Raw genomic sequence first — 16,680 nt, 5'->3', positions numbered from 1 at the left:
GGCACGGTGCTATGGTGCGCCGGTGAACGATTACGCGCGTTTTTTCGGTTCCGACAGCCCGCTGGCAGAATATGTCAGCGGCTTCGCGCCGCGGCCGCAGCAGCAGGCGATGGCTGATGCCGTCGCCGACGCAATCGATGAGGGTCAGACGCTGGTGGTCGAGGCAGGCACCGGTATCGGCAAGACTTTCGCCTACCTGGTACCGGCGTTGCTCAGTGGCAAGCGGGTGATCATTTCGACCGGCACCCGCAATCTGCAGGACCAGTTGTACCAGCGTGATCTGCCAACCATTACCCGGGCAATCGGCCGGCCGGTGCGTGTGGCACTGCTCAAGGGTCGGGCCAATTACCTGTGCCGCCACCGCCTTGATCTCGCACGGGAGGAGGGCGGCGGCTCGTCCTGGCTGCGTGCGGTCAGCGAATGGGCGGCCTACACCACGGCGGGCGACCGGGCGGAGTTGCGTGAGATTCCAGAAGACGCTGCGGTCTGGGCGCAGGTCACTTCGACGGCGGACAATTGCCTCGGTAGTGAATGCCCGGCCTATGACGAGTGTCATGTCGTCAAGGCGCGTCGTACCGCGCAGGATGCCCATATAGTCATCGTCAATCATCATCTGCTGCTGGCAGACTTTGCGCTGAAGGAAGAGGGCTTCGGTGAGCTGTTGCCTGGCGCCGATGCGTGCATCATCGATGAAGCGCACCAGGTACCCGAGGTCGCGGCCAACTTTTTCGGCGTGACGGTCAGCGGTCGACAAATCAGCAACCTGGTCAAGGATTCGATTGCCGAGCTGATAAACGCAGGACAGGTGGAGCCCGAGTGGCGCAAGCCGGGCGACCAGCTGGATCAGTCAATGCGGGAACTTGCCGCCTCATTCGCGCGCCTGTCCGGGCGGCAGAACTGGACTGAGACCGGGCCTGGCACGCAATCGGCGCTCACAACGCTAAGGAAGAGCCTCGATAACTTCGATGACACGCTGGCGCCGCTGGCCGATACCAGTGCCGGCCTGGAAAATTGTCGCGAGCGTGCGCGTGATCTTAAGGAGCGGCTGGCACAGTTCTGCGATGACAGCGAGGAAAGTCCCGACGGGCTGCGCTGGCTGGATGTCCACCGGCGTGGCTTCAGCCTGCATCTGACCCCGTTCGATGTCGCGGAGCGACTTGGCGAACTGGTCGAGCGCCATGCCCGGAGCTGGGTATTCACTTCCGCCACCCTGGCGGTGGAGGATGACTTCGGTCACTTCCTCGGTCGCATCGGGGTAAGCGATGCTGATGTGCTGAAGCTCGACAGCCCCTTCGATTACGAGCGTAATACGTTGTTATTCCTTCCAAATGACTTACCGATGCCCAACGATCCCGGGTATACGGAGCAGCTGTGCAACATTGCAATCAAGCTGCTGGCTGCAGCAGGCGGCGGCGCTTTCCTGCTGTTTACCAGCTACCGCGCGCTCAATGAAGCGGCGGGACTATTGCGCCAGGCAGACCTGCCGTACCCGCTGCTTGTGCAGGGTGAGGCGCCGCGCGAGGCCCTGCTCGACCAATTTCGTGACCATGGCCATGCCGTGCTGCTGGGAACCTCGAGTTTCTGGGAAGGTGTCGATGTCCGCGGTGCGGCCCTGCGACTGGTCATCATCGACAAGCTGCCGTTCGCTTCGCCCGGTGATCCGCTGATGCAGGCGCGTCTGGAAGCAATACGGCGGGCCGGCGGTAATCCCTTCGCTGAATACCAGCTGCCGCAGGCCGTGCTGAGCCTGAAGCAGGGGGTTGGCAGATTGGTACGGGACCATGATGACTACGGTGTTGCAATGCTGTGCGACCCGAGGCTGCGCACGCGCAACTACGGGCGCGTATTTCTGCGCTCACTGCCTCCGATGCCGCTTACCGATGCGCTGGACAATGCCTGCGACTTTTATAATGAGCGACAGGCATTCGAGCTGACCGCACCCGCATGAAGATTCTGGCGCTCGACACCGCGACCGACGCCTGTTCGGCCGCCCTCAATATCGATGGTGAAATCAGCGAGCGATTCGAGATTGCACCGCGACAGCATGGTCAACTTATCCTGCCCATGATTGAGCACCTGCTGACATCGGCAGGGCTTGCGGTCAGCCAGCTGGATGCAGTTGCTTTCGGTCGCGGTCCGGGAGCATTCACCGGCGTCCGCATCGCCGCCGGGGTTACCCAGGGCATTTCCTTCGCCGCCGGTTTGCCGGTAATTGCCGTGTCAGACCTTGCTGCCGTCGCGTTGGCGGCAGCAGAAAAACATCGACAGGAGCGCGTGCTGGTTTGTATGGATGCGCGGATGGGCGAGGTTTACTGGTCCTTGTTCGAACAGGCCAACATTGCGCAATCCGGCAGCAAGGAGTCACTTGGCGCGCCCGAGACAGTGCTGCTTGCCGGGCCGGCCTTTGCGGCAGGCTCGGGCTGGTCGGCCTATCCGCAGATGAAGCAGCGCCTGGAAAAAAACCTGACCGGGGTCGACGACGAGCTGTTGCCGCGAGCCGGCGTGATCGCACGTCTGGCGGTATCGCTGCTGCAGCGTGGCGACCTGGTGCGCCCGGAACAGGCAATTCCTGTTTACCTGCGCGACGAGGTAGCCTGGAAAAAACCCTGAACTTGCAGCGCCAACGGCAAGTTTGCTCCAATAGTCGTTTACCCATTGCGGAGAAAGCATGCTTCCACTGTCAGCCAGGCAAGTGAATCTCGGTGGTGCGCTGACGTGTGCCGGCCTGATGGCCTGTGCGCTGTATTTCCAGCACGTCGTCGGCCTCGATCCCTGCCCCTTGTGCGTGTTCCAGCGCATTGCGGTAATTGCCCTTGGCATAGTCTTCCTGGTCGCGTTCATCCATCGATCTGCAGGCTGGGGCCGCTACATTTATGCGGTGCTGTTTTTTCTTGCGGGCGGGTTCGGTGCGGCGGTAGCTGCGCGCCACGTGTGGATCCAGAATTTGCCACCGGACCAGGTTCCGGCATGTGGCCCCAGTCTGGATTACATGCTGGATACTTTCCCGCTTGCAGATGTCCTGAAGAAAGTTTTTGTCGGCTCTGGTGAATGCGCTGAAGTAGTGTGGCAATTCCTCGGCCTGAGCATGCCGGCCTGGGTGCTGGTGTGGTGCGTCGCGCTCGGCCTGGCTGGCGTCGCCAACAGCCTGCGCCGGCCTGGATAGAAAAATGGCCGTCAGTGCGTTGATGCATTCAATTGCTATTCGCCCCTACCGGGTGAGCGACGCGCACGATGTCTACGCAGCCATCAGTGAATCTATCGAGCAGATGAGCCGCTGGATGCCATGGTGTCAGTCCAGCTACTCCGTGCATGACGCATTGAACTGGCTGGTCGAGCAGGAGAGCTGCCGCGACAGGGGGACGGCCTATGAATTTGCCATTACCGGCCCCGACGGCGGCTACCTGGGTGGCTGCGGTATCAACCAGGTAAATCGGGAATACCGTCTGGCAAACCTCGGCTACTGGGTGCGCAGCAGCGCAACTGGTCGCGGCATTGCCGCACATGCCGTCGAACTGGTTACGCAATGGACTTTTGCCAACACCGATCTGTTACGCCTCGAGCTGGTCATCGCGGTCGATAACCAGCGCAGCATCCGGGTGGCGGAAAAGGTTGGCGCGGTTTATGAAGGCGTGGCACGTTCCAGGCTGCTGCTTCGACAGCAACCCACCGACGCGCTGATGTATTCGATTATTCGAGCCGATGTGGCCGGTGGTATTTCTGGTTATTGAACCATGACCGCGGCCAACAGCGTGGTACTGCTGGGCGTGCCGAGCGATGAGAATTCCAGTTTTATGCGCGGACCGGCGCTTGCGCCGGCTGCTATAAGAAAGAGCCTGTTCAACGGCGCCTCGGGACTGACCGCCGAATGTGGCACTGATCTTGCCGGTCGCTCGGGTTTTCGCGACGACGGAGACCTGGAAATTGCACCCGCAGACGACTGGCTGGCATCAATTGAGCAGCCGGTCAGGCAGAGGGCCAGCCGCGGCGTACGCCCGTTGCTGCTCGGCGGCGATCATGCGATTTCCTACCCGGCGCTACGCGCCATCGTCGCAGTGCACGGCGCTGTCGAAATACTGCATTTCGATGCCCATCCCGATCTCTACGACGAATACGAAGGCAACCGGTATTCGCACGCCAGTCCGTTTGCCCGGGTTATGGAGGAGGGGCTGGCAACCCGGCTGGTGCAGGTTGGAATACGAGCACAAAACGCACACCTGCGTGAGCAGGCGCGCCGTTTCGGCGTCGAGTCCCACGTCGCAGCGGGTTTTGACGCTGAAGGTTTTGCGCCGATGCTGCGCGGGCCGCTGTATATTTCTATCGACCTGGATGCACTGGACCCGGCGTTTGCACCGGGCGTCTCCCATCATGAGCCCGGCGGACTTAGCATGCGTGATGTGCTGACCGTGCTGCAAAAACAGCGTGCGCCGGTGGTCGGCGCCGATATAGTCGAATACAATCCACGCCGCGACGTGCACGACATGACTGCGGCGGTTGCAGCCAAGCTGGTAAAAGAAATTGCGGCCTTAATGTTGCGGGAAGGAGAAAGAGCGGATGGCTGAACCAAAAACCAGGCCAGGCAAGCTAAGCGTGGCAAAATTTCTCAATTCCATCGAAGACGAGCAGCGCCGTCGGGATTGCAAGGCAGTCGCGAAGCTGATGCGCGAAATTACCGGCGAAAAACCGGTCATGTGGGGCGACAGCATGGTCGGCTATGGTAGTTATCATTACAAGTATGCCAGTGGCCGTGAGGGCGACTGGTTCCAGACTGGCTTTTCACCGCGTAAGCAGGCATTGACGCTGTACATCATGGCCGGCTTTTCAAGCTACGACGCGCTGATGAAAAAGCTTGGCAGGTACAAGACCGGCAAATCCTGCCTGTACGTGAAAAAACTGGACGATATCGATCAGAAGGTACTGGTGCAGCTGATCACCCGCTCGGTTAACTACATTCGCAAGACTTACCCCGACTGACAGTGCAGCTATTTTGACTTGTGCGTGTGTACGCCGTTCCAGTCATCGGGCGGCGGCGAGTTCTTGTAGTCTTCGATACGCCGCAGGTATTCCAGGTACAGAAACAGGTGCCAGTCCGCCCGGCCTGGTTTTTCTGCGTCCGCTGCCAGCCCATGCAGTATTTTTCCGGCATCCTTCCAGTTCTGCTCATGGTAATGGCTGATCGCCTTGTGAAAGCGTTCGATAAAGTCATTCTGTTCATCAGTAAGTTCGTCGCGGGGAGCGATCGGTTCGTGGATGCTCACCGGCTCGTCACGTCCCTTTACTCTCACTCGGTCAAGTTCCATGAAGCGGTAGGCCGGGGTGGCTTTCTTTGTGTTCTCGCTGGCAATTACCGGCACCCCGTATTGCTTGGTCAACCCCTCTAGTCGTGAGCCGAGGTTTACAGCATCGCCAAGCACCGTGTAGGCCATGCGAAACTCCGAGCCCATATTTCCGACATTCATTACGCCGCTGTTGACGCCGACACCAAGCTTGATTTCCGGCCAGCCGCGTCTGGCAAATTCGCTGTTGAGTTCATTCAGGCTGGCGATCATCGCGTGCGCAGCCTTGACGCCGTCATGGGCGTGGTCCGGTTTTTCCAGCGGTGCGCCCCAGAATGCCATCACGGCATCACCCATGTACTTGTCGATCGTGCCGCCATGGTCATGAATGACACGAGTCAGGGGCGTCAGCAGCTCATTCATCAGTGAAGTCAGCTCTTTTGGCTGCAGTCCCTCGGATATCGAGGTAAAGCCGCGTACATCGGCAAACAACACGGTCATGTCACGCGCCTGTCCTTCCATCGAAATGGAGTCGGGCTGTACCGCCATTTCATCGACGACTGCCGGCGGTATGTAGCGGCCGAATAATTTCTTGATTGACCGCCGGTTGCGGTGCTCGACCAGGTAACCCCAGCACATGTTGACCATGAACACGCCCAGCAACATCAACAGCGGGCTGGCCAGCGGCAGGATAAGGCCGGTGTTCCAGGCGTAAAAATTTCCCGCCACGACTACGGCGGCTATGCCGGCGATGAGCGCAATAATCGATTTTGGTCCCAGCCACTGCGGTACAACCAGCATGGTAATTGCCAGTAACAGCAGCAAAATCAGTTCCAGCGCGATTACCCACGCCGGTTGCATCGGAATACGGCTATCGAGAATGCCGCTGATGATGTTCGCGTGAACTTCCACCCCGGGGTAGGCGTTTGACAGTGGTGTCGTGCGCAAGTCCACAAGTCCCGGCGCAGTTGCCCCCACCAGCACAACGCGTCCTTCCAGCGCATCTTTTGGCAGTGACTTGTCGAGGATGGCGGCGATGGAATAGTAGGGGAAGCTGCCCTGGTTGCCGAGATACGGCACCGTCACCGACCCCGAGGCGTCCAGCGGAATAAGCAGACTGCCGACCTGCAGCTGCTCGATAGCTGCGTAGGCGCCATCGTCGAAAACCGCCAGGTTAATGGGTGGGTCATCGAGGGCGGCGCGCGTTACTGCCAGCGCAAGGGATGGGTAAAGGGCAGTGCCGTATGCCTGGATAATGGGTGCGCGTCGGACCATCCCGTCGACGTCGAAATCCGGGTTGTCAAAAAACCCGGCGGATGCTGCCTTGGACTGGAGTGCTTCCAGGTTGCCGGTAAAGCCTGCGGGTGTGAACAGTTCGAGCCGGTCAAGAAGGGCACCATCGATGTTTGCCATCGGGTCGGGCAGCACATTCCGGGCTACCGGCTCGTCCTGCTGGAATACATATCCCAGTACAACGTTTCTGTCTGCAAGCGACGACGCAAACTGCCGGTCAAATTCGTACTGACGTTTAAGCAGGCGGGCGACTGCCTGGTACTCGTCGAGGCCGCCCGCCGGGCTGCGGTCCAGCGAATCCAGCACGTCGAGAGCGACACTTTCGTCCGGTTCGGCAAACAGCACATCGAACCCCAGCACGAGGATGCCGTAGTGATCGAACAAGGTATCGACGAGCGAGCCCAGTTTGTCCCGGTTCCAGGGCCAGCGTCCGATTGCGGCCAGGCTGGCTTCGTCGATGTCTGCAATCACAATGCGATCGTCGATGTAGCCGGGCAGGGTCGCCCGCAGCCTTATGTCAGCGACATTTCGTTCCAGTGTCTCAATAAAGGGCAGGCGAAACGCGGGCGTAGCGTTTAGCAAAAGCGGAACGATGATGGCCAGGTTAATCAGGCTTTTTGCAAGACGCCTGGTCCGCATATGTTGTTTAGCCCGTTGCCGGCGGCGCGCAGCTCACATCCGGTATCCGTCGCGACGCGGCGTACTGTAGGGATCAAGCAGGGAGGAAAACGGCGGCGTTCGGCCAACTATCTCCTCCAGCAGCATGAGTTCCTGGTCAGTGTGATCCTTGAACGGTGCCGGTTCGATCAGCTTCCCGCCATAGGTATCGCTGTAGACGTACTTGGGCGCGTCGTGGTGTTTGGTCTTAAGTCGTTCTTTCACGTTTTCGTCTGCGCGGGCAACCAGGTCGACGGTGCCGTAACAGGTACAGATGTAACTGACGTCAGGATCCGCCTCGATATAGATACCGGTACCACGTATACCGATTACCGCCGTGGTGGTTTGAATCGTGTAACTCTCCTTGCGCTTTCTCCGCCCGAATACCGCAAGCACTTTGCCGGCAACCACACGCATTGCGTCCTCTACCATGCCGCTGCCGGATAATTCCAGCCGGCTGTTTTCACGTACATGGTGCGCATCTTTGCCAACCTTGAACTCAATAAAGCTGTCTGAGCCGGTCACAATCACTGAAGTGGCCGTGATAAGTGTCTCCATTGTTGCGGGCTCGCCATCAACCAGAACTTCGCCGCGCATGTCATAGATGGATCGGCCGGGTGGCAGCACCCTTGCTTTTTTTGCCGCGGCCATGAGAGGCGTGAGCAGGCCGCTGGCTGCAGCCAGCGTCCACGCCCCGCTGCGCAGCGCCTGGTCCATGAAAGCCCTGCGGCCGGCAAACTTATCTCGATCCATCCTGATTCCTTTTGTAGTTATAAGTAGTGCCTGTAGCTGATCACGCCATCGCAACAGGTATCGCGCAAGAGTAGTACGCCGTAGTCATCAAAAACAACCGATAAATGTAACCAGCAAAATTGTTTATGGAATGGTGCAGCGCACTCGTCTATGCTGGATTGATAATAGCTGCCTCCGCAACAAGAACTGAAAGGATGGGGACCGGGTGATGTCGTGTTACGTGGCTTGGCTGCGGCGTGTGCTTTTTGCGCTGGCCCTATATTGCGTACCACTCGCTCTTTCGGCAACCGTTACCTGGAACGGCACGGAAGGCGTTAGCGATCAGGTGTTCGCGCCTAACTGTACAGCGTGCCATGCCAGCACCGCACCTTGTTACTTCGCTGATTCCAGCAACTACACGGATTTCAACACGGCAAAGGTATCGATCGCGACTGTTTTGAGGCGCATTGATCCTGATGACCCTGGCTTCAACCCGGCGCTTGAACCGATGCCACCCGACTGCATTGGTGGCTTGCTGGACTCGTCCCTGATCGCGCTGGTGCGAGCGTGGCGCGATGCAACGGCGCTCCTGGAAGCTGCACCGACGGTTACGACGTTGCCGGCGACGGGGGTCGGCAAAAACAGCGCAACTCTCAACGGCACGCTCAATACCAATGGCGGGAATAACGCCATCTACGAATTCGCATACGGCGAGAATTTGGCGTTCGACAACACCATTGCGGCTAACTTTGATGCCGCCAACACGGGTGGCGGCCTCGAGTCACAGTCAGCGAACGCAAACCTCGCCAGCCCCACTCTGAAGTGCGGTACCACGTATCAGTTCCGGTTGGATGGTATGTCCAGCGCAGGATCAGCAGAAGGAAATGCCCCGGAGTTCACTACAGATTCCTGCCCGGTTGCAACGCCACAAAGTGTCTCGCTCAATGAGGATCCACAGGATTCGGCGCCAATTACGCTGACGGCGCAAAATTCCGACGGTGTGACGGGTTTTGTTGTTACCTCGGGACCAGCGAACGGCGTCCTGTCCGGCACGCCGCCAAACCTTTTTTACACGCCGAACCTGAATTTCAATGGCGATGACCAGTTCGCTTTCGAAGCTAACGACATTGGCAGCAGCAGTCCCGCCTCCGTTTCTATAACCGTGAATCCTGTCAATGACGCGCCGGTTGCCTCAGCCCAGGATGTTTCGGTGCTGGAAAACTCATCGGTAAATGTCGTGTTGGCGGGGCAGGACATCGATGACGTTAACCAGGTGTTTTCATTCTCCGTTATCCGGCAACCGGCAAATGGCATGCTCGATGTCAGCGCAATTCCTGCGGTTGTGTATACGCCCAATCCCGGCTTCGCGGGTGGCGATAGCTTTGATTTCATCGTCAATGATGGAATTGTTGATTCTGACTCGGCCACGGTTATGATTGACGTGACAGATGTGGCGCCACCATTGGCACAAGCACAGGAGGCGCTGACGGTAGCGGAGGATAATCAGCTACCCATCGTGTTGACCGCACAGCTGGTCGATCCAAATACCCCGCCCATTTCCGGATTTTCAATTGTCGAGAATTCCGGCCCCGCGAATGGCACTCTCGTCGGTACGCCACCGAACGTGACTTATACGCCGGATGCGGATTTTTTCGGCACCGACGGCTTCCAGTTCACCGCGAGCGCAGGGCTTTTCAATTCAAACCCGGCGCAGATTACGGTGGAGGTTACTGCGGTAAATGATCAGCCGGTATTAACAGGGTTTGCTGATCAGCAAGTGACAGAACTGAGCCTGCTAAGCGTCGATGCCGGCAGCAATCTTGACGATGTTGATGACGCCAACGATGGTTCCGGAGCAATCACCTGGAGCCTGGCAGGATCAATTCCTGCCGGCATGGAAGTCTCCAGCGTCGGGCTCGTTAACTGGACACCCGGAGAAAACACCGCGGGACAATACAGCGTAACGCTGCAGGTGCAGGATGGCGGCGAAGATGGCTCCCTGCTGCAGAGTCAGTTGCTGAATATTACCGTCGAGCTGCTCGACACTGATGCGGACCTCGTCGCTGACTACGATGATAACTGCCCGAACGATGCTAACGCTGACCAGGAGGATTTCGATCTGGATGAACTCGGCGATACCTGCGATCCGGATGATGACAATGACGGCGTGGGCGATATTGCCGAAGTAGCGAATGGGCTGGATCCGCGTGATGCGTCGGATGGCGCGCTCGATAGCGACGGCGATGGCCTGACCAACGCCGAGGAATTCGCATTGTGCGATATGGACGGGGATACGAGCTGCGGCGCGATCCTGGTGGACACCGTCGCGCCGGAAATCACCGCCAGCGACCTTACGGTTGTTGCGACCGGCTATGTCACCGACGTAGACCTCGGCGCCGCTGCGAACGACTTCAAGGACGGACCGGTGGCAGTGACTCCTGATCCGACCGGTCCATACCGGCCGGGACGGTATCTGATCGAGCTGTCGGCGGCCGATCTGGCCACTGTGCCCAATATTGCGACAGAGACGCAGCAACTGGACGTGTTGCCACTGGTTACGCTGGCTGGTGCGACGGTCACTGGTGAGGGCCGGGTCATTTCAATACCGGTGACGCTCAATGGTGATGCGCCCGTGTATCCGGTGACACTTGATTACGCTGTAACGGCCACGACGGCAGATGCAGCTGACCATGATCTTGCCGACGGTACGCTGGTCATCAACAGCGGCAGATCGGGTCTGATTTCAGTTACGGTTAATGATGATGGCGTTGCGGAGGGTACCGAGACCTTCAGCGTCACGCTGACCCGTAACAGCGACAATGTCGCGCTCAGCAGCGCGGTGACGCACTCCGTTGCGATCGTTGAGCAGAACATCGCTCCTGCAGTGAGCTTTGTTGCCATGCAGTTGGAAGGATGGTTCGAAATAATTTTTGGCAAGGTCGTCTACCTGGACAAGGGGCCGGTAATTATTTCGGCAATTGCCACCGATCCCAATGGCGACGAGCTGACATTTGACTGGACGGCGACGGCCAGCGAGCTCGGCGGTGTGGTATCGGGCAGCCAGTACACCTTCGATCCGGAAATTTCCGGCCCGGGCAATTTCGTCGTCGGCGTTACGGTCGATGACGGGCTTGCCCGGACTGTCGCGTCGGCTGTCATTGTTGTTGCGGCAACCAGGCCGGAACTGGTTGAGGGCGCCGATACCGACGGTGATGGCATCGAAGACCGGGACGAGGGGCTGGGGGACAGTGACGGCGATGGCCTGCCCGATTTTCTCGACCCGGTTGACGATCCGACTCTGCTCAACGGCAGGACGTCGGATCGCTATTCCCGACTGTTGCGCACCAGTCCCGGCACTACGCTCGCGCTCGGCGATTTTGCGATTGCGGCGCAGGTCGGTGGCGCACGGATCAGCACCGTCGACGTAACGGATGCGGCCGGGCAGCCGGTACCGGACGACGAATTCACAATGATCGGTAGCGTGCATGACTTTGAAGTACGCGGCCTTTCGCTGGCTCAGCCTGCGGCTTCAGTAGTATTGCCGCAAACCATTGCGGTGCCCATCGATGCCAGCTATCGGAAGTTCTCCGGCGGCGTCTGGTCAACGTTTGTCGAAAACGGCACCGATACGATCGGCTCGGCCCGCAGTGTTGATGGCGAGTGCCCCGCGCCAGGCGATAGTGCTTACCAGCCGGGGCTGCAGATTTTTACCGACTGTGTCCAGCTGGTGCTGACCGACGGTGGCCCGAATGACGCCGACGGCGTGGCCGACGGGGTCATCCGCGACCCGGGTGGTGTTGCCGTCAGGCCAACGGTGCCCGGCTCGGTCAACACGCCGCAGCAGGCAAACCCGCCGCCGACCAGCGGGCCGCGTGGCAGCGGCACGTTGGGGCTGTTATTCCTGTCAGCACTGCTGTTGTTGCTGCTGGCCCGTGTAGCAGGGCGTGTGCAACGATGAGGTGCCACTGGAATCCAGTATCGCTGTTACTTGCCGGCCTGCTGCTGGTGCCTGCGGTTTATGCCGAGAATGAGGTTGAGACCCAGTGGTTGTTCGATGCGGAAGTATCGACGGTGTATGACGACAATATCGGCCGGGCCGAACGCGAGCGCGACATCGTCGATGACAAGATGCTGCGCGGCAGCTTTGCAGCATCTTATATCCGTGAGATTTCGGTTGAGCAGGTGCTCACGTTGCGCGCCTTTGTCGAATCAGAGTTCGTCCGCTACGTCGACGGCCTCAGTCATGTGGCTGCCGGTGCGCAGTTTGTGTACCGCTGGCAGCACCGGATGGGCCTGTTCGCCCCCTTTTATCAGTTCAATACCAGTATTCGCCTGAAGGAATACGATGTGGAGCAGCGAGATGTCACTGCATACAGCAGCCAGCTGCTGGTATCCAGGCGACTTACCGACAGGGTACTGGCTACGGTCGGTTTCGAGTACCAGCGCGAAGTATCCGACGGAATAGTTTTCGATCAGAAACGGGCACGTGTATTTGCCAATGCCGACTACACCAACCGGACCGGCTGGGCTTTCTATGGTACCTACAGCTACATACACGGCGATGTCTGGTCGACATCCCAGGATTCCTTCTGCAATGGTGCGCCGGCACTCGATATTTTCAACCTGGTAGCGCAGGCGGCCGCGATCGAGCCGGATGAGGCTTTCAATAAAGCCTATTGCGGCAGCTGGCTCGCCTATCGCCTGCCGGCAAACGTCAACATGCTCGTGCTCGGCATTAACAAGCCACTGGGCAGACGCGTTGCGCTGGATGTTTCGGCAGCGCACATAAGGGTCAATGCGGTCGCCAATGAATATAACGTGTCGTCATTCAATGCCAGCTTGCTGCTGAGGTTTTAGATGTACCGGCGGATAACCCATAGCGTTGTGTTCATGCTTGGCGTGGTCGGGCTGGGCGGCTGCCCCAGCGGGTCGGGCGGCGACAAGGATATTGTGCCTCCGCCGCCGACCGTCGACGCAACAGTAGAGCCGGACAATTTTCTGCTGTTCGATAACACCCAGACGGTCGATGGCCAGAGCCGAATCTCGTCAGAGGAGTATGCGCAGGCGTACTATGACGCAGTCGACCCGTTCGAACGACGCACCACCCTGGCTGCCTGGAAGGCCGTCAACGGATTTGATAACGGCGTATCCGCCCACGCCACATTCCGCGATACCAAAGATCTCGGCTACGGCCGCGATATGTACGCTCGCCAGCGCGCCGACGGTGGTATTGCGGTATTCGTTGACAATTATGTGGTGCAGGCTACGCCGGGGGATGCCACCCGATACGGTCCGCTCAACCTGCAGGCGGCGCAGGAGCCGGACCGGGACTTCCTGTTTTCCACCAACGCAATAGAATTCAGCCCGGTTAATCCGACTGACCCCTCCTCTGACAGAATCGTGAAGATGTTCACCTTTGGCCCGCCCGAAGCGAACGGGCGTCAAGCGCGGCGGACTTTTCTCAATGCTGATGGGCGCGGCGAAAAATCCATGCCTACCGTGTGTTTCGCGTGTCATGGCGGTAAAGCTCTGCCCCTGAACACCGATGGCAGCTTTCCTCTCGACTCGCTGAAATCGTTGAAGATGAACATTCTTGAGCCGACTACTTTCGAATTCTCAGAGTCCGAAGAAGAAATGCAGCAGGGCCAGATCAAGATCATCAATCAACTGGTGCACCAGCAGTTCGTAGAGATCGGTGCTCGTTCCGAGGATGAAGTGGCGAAATGGAACGCTGATTTCGCCATCGAGCTGGTGGCCGGGCCTTACGATAATTTTTCTGCCGGCTCCTACGATGCCGATTTTGTACCTGAAGGCTGGCGACGCGGTGCAAATCGTCCGGACGGTGTCGAGTTGCTTTACCGTGAAGTGGTCTTGCCCCACTGTATCGAGTGCCACGCGATTCGTGGCACAAATGCCGGTGAGCTTTATGCTCCAGCCGCCGTAGTAGACGGCGTGCCGCTGGGCAACGCGATAAATTTCAGCAGTTACGAAAAATTTATCAGCTACAACGACGAGATTATCGATCGCGTCTACCGTCGCGCCAATATGCCGCTGTCGCTGCTAAATTACACAGCCTTCTGGCGTAACCCGTCCGGTCCGCCAACGTTTCTCGCCAGTTTCCTGGCGGGTTTCGACGTGCTGGATCAGGGTGGCAACGTGGTTCGGCCGGGACGCCCGGTGCCGCTTGGCGGAGCTGACCGTACGGTGACTTCACCGGCAGTCCAGGATGCTTCAGCCAGCCTGCTCGCCGACAGCTTTTCCTGGGCCATCAGCGAATCCCCGGTTGGTGCTCAATCCAGCCTGGCCAACGCTGCCAGCCCCGTTACCACGCTTTCCACTGATACCGATGGTCAGTATGTACTGACGCTCTCAGCAAGCAATGCGATGGGCAGCGCGTCATCGGAGGTAACGCTGACCGTCGACAGCATGCTGCGTCCTGCGCCTGAAGAGCTGACATTCGCGGCCGATATCCGCACCGTGCTGGCGGATCCGGGCAGCGGGCGCAGCTGCGTGTCATGCCACCGGCCCGGAATGGAATTTCCCGGCATGGCGGTGTTTTTTGATGACACCAATCCCGGGCTTTACCGGGATGTGCTGGAACGGGTAAATCTCATCGAGCCGGAGAACAGTCTGCTGCTGACCAAGCCGACTGCACTACAGCATGGTGGCGGTATCGTGCTGGATCGCGGCAATGCTTCAGGGAAGACAAGATTCAACACGCTGCTGAACTGGATACGAAACGGCGCGCCGTGTGGCAGCGATCCAGCGTTCTGTAATTAAAGCAGCTTGCCCAGGATGTCTTCGTAAAGAGCTGCAAGCGTGTCGAGCTCTGCAGTATCGACATGCTCGTCGATACGGTGGATGCTGGCGTTAACCGGGCCCAGTTCGACCACTTCGGCGCCGCTCGGCGCGATAAAGCGGCCGTCGCTGGTGCCGCCGGCAGTCGACAGCTCGGTGTCATTGCCGGTGCGCCCGCGGATGGCGGCGCGTACCGCATCGATCAGGCGACCGTGTTCGGTCAGAAACGGATGGCCGCCAACGCGCCAGTCGATTTTGTAGTTCAACTTGTGGCGGTCGAGGATTGCGTGGACACGCTGTCTTAGTTGATCAACGGTAACGGCGGTGGAAAAGCGAAAGTTGAACAGTGCTTCCAGCACGCCGGGTATCACATTGTCGGCGCCGGTGCCGGAGCGCAGGTTGGAAACCTGCAGCGTGGTGCGCGGAAAATGTTCATTACCTTCATCCCACTGTTCCGTGCAAAGTTCGGTCAGCGCCGGGGCCAGCCGGTGTATCGGGTTGTCGGCCTGGTCGGGATAGGCGATATGACCCTGCACGCCGCGCAGGGTCAGCTTGCCGTGCAGGGACCCACGCCGCCCGATACGCACCGTGTCGCCGACGCTGCGGTTGCTGGTCGGTTCGCCAACCAGGCAGAAATCAATCCATTCTTCACGCGCGGTCAGGGTCTCCATGACGCGCTTTGTACCGTCGTCGGCAATGCCTTCTTCGTCGCTGGTAATCAGGAATGCGATCGAGCCGTCGTGGCCGGGGTTGCTGCTAACAAATGCCTCGGTCGCCACCAGCATGGCGGCGATGCTGCCTTTCATATCGGCCGCACCACGACCGTACAGCAGGCCGTCACGAAGCGTTGGTTCGAACGGGTCGCTGTGCCACTCCTCAAGCGGGCCGGACGGCACCACATCAGTGTGGCCGGCAAAGCAGAATACGGGGCGGACATTGCCACGCCGCGCCCACAGGTTAGTTACTTCGCCGAATGGCATATCCTCGATAACGAAGCCCAGCGCGTCGAGACGGTCGGCAATGAGTTGCTGGCAGCCGTCATCAGCCGGCGTAACAGAACGACGACGGATCAGTTCGCGGCTGAGGTCGACGACGTCGCTCATCGAATACCGCGCAGTAACTCGTTTAGCCCAACCTTGGCGCGGGTTTTTGCATCGACGCGCTTGACGATCACCGCGCACGCGAGGCTGTAGCGGCCGTTGTCTGCGGGCAGGCTGCCCGGCACGACTACGGCACCGGCCGGCACCCGGCCGTAAGTGACTTCGTCTCGCTCGCGATCGTAAATGCGTGTGCTCTGGCCGATGAATACACCCATTGACAGCACCGCGCCGCGCTCGACAATTACACCTTCGACAACCTCCGAGCGCGCGCCGATGAAGCAGTCGTCTTCAATAATGGTCGGATTGGCCTGCAACGGTTCCAGCACCCCGCCAATGCCGGCGCCACCGGAAATGTGCACATTCCTGCCGATCTGTGCGCACGAACCCACGGTGGCCCAGGTATCAACCATGGAACCGCTGTCGACGTAGGCACCGATGTTGACGTAGCTGGGCATCAGCACTACATCCGGGGCGATGTAGGCGCCGCGGCGCACCACGGCCGGTGGTACCACGCGGGTGCCATCGTCGCGGAACCGGGCCTCATCGTGCTGGGTGTACTTCAGCGGTACCTTGTCGTAAAAGCGGGTGTAGCCGGCATCCATCCGCCGGTTGGGAAACAGCCGGAACGACAGCAGTACGGCCTTCTTCAGCCACTGGTTGACGCGCCAGCCATCGCCATCCGGTTCAGCCACCCTGACGGCGCCGCGGTCGAGTTCGTCGAGAGCCTCACCGACGGCAGCGAGCAGCTCGCTCCCGACGGTTTCAGGCGTCAGCTCGCTGCCCATCTCCCATGCTGAATCAATTAGTTGCGAGATATTATTCATAGT

At 59.3% G+C, this 16,680-nt stretch carries 13 protein-coding genes; 9 read left to right on the top strand and 4 right to left on the bottom strand.

Annotated elements, in window-relative coordinates; genetic code table 11:
- The first annotated feature begins 22 nt into the window (after positions 1–22).
- The 6 genes from HKN06_00835 to HKN06_00810 are packed head-to-tail and all read left to right on the top strand — an operon-like array spanning position 23 to position 4,971.
- Complete coding sequence (locus HKN06_00835; protein NNF59852.1) at positions 23–1,948, top strand: ATP-dependent DNA helicase; 1,926 nt, start codon at positions 23–25, stop codon at positions 1,946–1,948.
- Complete coding sequence (gene tsaB, locus HKN06_00830) at positions 1,945–2,610, top strand: tRNA (adenosine(37)-N6)-threonylcarbamoyltransferase complex dimerization subunit type 1 TsaB (protein NNF59851.1); 666 nt, start codon at positions 1,945–1,947, stop codon at positions 2,608–2,610. The genes HKN06_00835 and tsaB overlap by 4 nt, the downstream gene beginning before the upstream one ends.
- Before the next feature lie 58 nt (positions 2,611–2,668).
- Positions 2,669–3,163, top strand: coding sequence for a disulfide bond formation protein B (locus HKN06_00825; protein ID NNF59850.1), 495 nt, complete (start codon positions 2,669–2,671; stop codon positions 3,161–3,163).
- Positions 3,164–3,167: 4 nt separating this feature from the next.
- Entirely contained in the window at positions 3,168–3,728 is a 561-nt protein-coding gene (locus HKN06_00820) for a GNAT family N-acetyltransferase (protein NNF59849.1), read from the top strand.
- Between the two features lie 3 nt (positions 3,729–3,731).
- Positions 3,732–4,559: an agmatinase family protein gene (locus HKN06_00815; protein ID NNF59848.1), complete on the top strand. Its 828-nt coding sequence runs from the start codon at positions 3,732–3,734 to the stop codon at positions 4,557–4,559.
- A complete protein-coding gene (locus HKN06_00810) occupies positions 4,552–4,971 on the top strand; it encodes a DUF1801 domain-containing protein (GenBank protein NNF59847.1) in 420 nt (139 codons plus the stop codon). The genes HKN06_00815 and HKN06_00810 overlap by 8 nt, the downstream gene beginning before the upstream one ends.
- An 8-nt stretch (positions 4,972–4,979) precedes the next feature.
- On the opposite strand, the gene HKN06_00805 is transcribed toward HKN06_00810, so the two are convergent.
- Positions 4,980–7,205: an adenylate/guanylate cyclase domain-containing protein gene (locus tag HKN06_00805; protein ID NNF59846.1), complete on the bottom strand. Its 2,226-nt coding sequence runs from the start codon at positions 7,203–7,205 to the stop codon at positions 4,980–4,982.
- A gap of 33 nt (positions 7,206–7,238) precedes the next feature.
- A complete protein-coding gene (locus HKN06_00800; protein ID NNF59845.1) occupies positions 7,239–7,976 on the bottom strand; it encodes a hypothetical protein in 738 nt (245 codons plus the stop codon).
- A gap of 487 nt (positions 7,977–8,463) precedes the next feature.
- Here HKN06_00800 and HKN06_00795 point away from each other — a divergent pair, with 487 nt between their 5' ends.
- From HKN06_00795 to HKN06_00785, 3 genes are read left to right on the top strand one after another with little or no spacing between them, the layout of a single operon-like run.
- Complete coding sequence (locus HKN06_00795; protein ID NNF59844.1) at positions 8,464–11,913, top strand: tandem-95 repeat protein; 3,450 nt, start codon at positions 8,464–8,466, stop codon at positions 11,911–11,913.
- On the top strand, positions 11,910–12,812 hold the full coding sequence (locus HKN06_00790) for a hypothetical protein (protein ID NNF59843.1): 903 nt from the start codon (positions 11,910–11,912) through the stop codon (positions 12,810–12,812). Before HKN06_00795 ends, HKN06_00790 begins: the two co-directional genes overlap by 4 nt.
- Positions 12,813–14,735, top strand: coding sequence for a hypothetical protein (locus tag HKN06_00785; GenBank protein NNF59842.1), 1,923 nt, complete (start codon positions 12,813–12,815; stop codon positions 14,733–14,735).
- Here the strand turns inward: HKN06_00785 and dapE are convergent.
- Together dapE and dapD are read right to left on the bottom strand one after the other, a co-directional pair.
- Positions 14,732–15,856, bottom strand: coding sequence for a succinyl-diaminopimelate desuccinylase (dapE, locus tag HKN06_00780; protein NNF59841.1), 1,125 nt, complete (start codon positions 15,854–15,856; stop codon positions 14,732–14,734). The two genes, HKN06_00785 and dapE, sit on opposite strands and share 4 nt — an antisense overlap.
- Entirely contained in the window at positions 15,853–16,677 is an 825-nt protein-coding gene (gene dapD, locus HKN06_00775; protein NNF59840.1) for a 2,3,4,5-tetrahydropyridine-2,6-dicarboxylate N-succinyltransferase, read from the bottom strand. Before dapD ends, dapE begins: the two co-directional genes overlap by 4 nt.
- Positions 16,678–16,680: the final 3 nt, after the last annotated feature.

Source organism: Gammaproteobacteria bacterium, assembly GCA_013003425.1.
Classification (GTDB): Bacteria; Pseudomonadota; Gammaproteobacteria; order Steroidobacterales; family JABDKV01; genus JABDJB01.
The sequence above is the reverse complement of the archived record's forward strand: the minus strand, read 5'-3'. Positions and strand labels throughout refer to the sequence as shown.

Coding starts and splice junctions, on each gene's coding strand:
- tsaB (NNF59851.1), top strand. CDS start 1,945: ATGAAGATTCTGGCGCTCGACACCGCGACCGACGCCTGTTCGGCCGCC.
- HKN06_00825 (NNF59850.1), top strand. CDS start 2,669: ATGCTTCCACTGTCAGCCAGGCAAGTGAATCTCGGTGGTGCGCTGACG.
- HKN06_00820 (NNF59849.1), top strand. CDS start 3,168: ATGGCCGTCAGTGCGTTGATGCATTCAATTGCTATTCGCCCCTACCGG.
- HKN06_00815 (NNF59848.1), top strand. CDS start 3,732: ATGACCGCGGCCAACAGCGTGGTACTGCTGGGCGTGCCGAGCGATGAG.
- HKN06_00810 (NNF59847.1), top strand. CDS start 4,552: ATGGCTGAACCAAAAACCAGGCCAGGCAAGCTAAGCGTGGCAAAATTT.
- HKN06_00805 (NNF59846.1), bottom strand. CDS start 7,205: ATGCGGACCAGGCGTCTTGCAAAAAGCCTGATTAACCTGGCCATCATC.
- HKN06_00800 (NNF59845.1), bottom strand. CDS start 7,976: ATGGATCGAGATAAGTTTGCCGGCCGCAGGGCTTTCATGGACCAGGCG.
- HKN06_00795 (NNF59844.1), top strand. CDS start 8,464: ATGCCACCCGACTGCATTGGTGGCTTGCTGGACTCGTCCCTGATCGCG.
- HKN06_00790 (NNF59843.1), top strand. CDS start 11,910: ATGAGGTGCCACTGGAATCCAGTATCGCTGTTACTTGCCGGCCTGCTG.
- HKN06_00785 (NNF59842.1), top strand. CDS start 12,813: ATGTACCGGCGGATAACCCATAGCGTTGTGTTCATGCTTGGCGTGGTC.
- dapE (NNF59841.1), bottom strand. CDS start 15,856: ATGAGCGACGTCGTCGACCTCAGCCGCGAACTGATCCGTCGTCGTTCT.
- dapD (NNF59840.1), bottom strand. CDS start 16,677: ATGAATAATATCTCGCAACTAATTGATTCAGCATGGGAGATGGGCAGC.